The 924-nt window shown below is 72.2% G+C and carries 1 pseudogene; it reads left to right on the top strand.

Annotated elements, in window-relative coordinates:
* Positions 1–664 precede the first annotated feature (664 nt).
* Positions 665–924: pseudogene (locus KBZ10_RS28960) on the top strand (hypothetical protein); the annotation flags it as partial.

Consider the following 924-nt stretch of genomic DNA (forward strand, 5'->3'; position numbering starts at 1 on the left):
GTGGCGAAAGGCCGTTGTGGGTTGTCCGTTGAGTTGTGGTGGGGGTTGGGGCGCCGGGTGGGCGGCGCGGTGGTGGTGGCGGGTGGGGTGCGGGCTGTCCGTGGTTGTCGTGGTGGGGGTTACGGCACCCGGGTCGGGGGGTGGCCCGGGGTCCGTCGTCTATCCGGGGCCGTGCGTGCCCGGGGTCGGCTGGAAAAGCGTTGGCGTGGCTGGTGCCGGTGGGGGTGCGCGGAAGCACACGCGCGCCAGTGCTCGTCGGCCGTCCCGCCGTTGTGGCGGGCTGTCGGTGGTGGCGGTCGCGGTGGGCTGCCGGTGGCGTCGGTGGCGTCGGTGGTGTCGGTGGTGTCGTTGAAGTGGTGGCGGTGGCGGCGTTCATGTCGGTCGCGGCAGTGGCGGCAGTGGCGGTGGTGGCGGGCTGTCGGCGGTGGTGTCGGTGGCGGCGGGCTGTCGGTGGCGGCGGGCTGTCGGTGGTGGCGGGCTGGTGGCGGTGGTGGTGTGCGGTGTGGGCCAAGGGTGGAGTTCCCGGGTCCGTTTTCGGTCACTCGTTCGGGTGGTTCCGGGTCTCGGACCTGGATCCATTACTGTCCGTGACGGAGAATAGGGGTAGGAACTCCCGTCACGGGGGCGTGAGTTCATCGGGCGTCCGAGCGGACGGGGGGGCATCATGCAGGCCACATTGCTCGACCACGGCGAGACCGGCACCACCACCGATCCCGCCACCGATTCCACCACCGACCCCACCATGGACCCGGCCAGGGTGACGGTCGGTGACTCCACCGGTGGTGCCGGGGCGGGGACGCCGGTGTCGGCGGATGAGTGGGCGGCGTATCTGGCGGGAGTGGTGCCGGGGCCGCAGACGGCGGCGATGCTGGGGTTGCTGGAGCGTGGGGCGTTGTCCCGGGCGGGGCGGATCGACGCGTTGAA

Origin of the sequence: Streptomyces sp. F63 (assembly GCF_018070345.1) — a bacterium.
GTDB lineage: Bacteria > Actinomycetota > Actinomycetes > Streptomycetales > Streptomycetaceae > Streptomyces.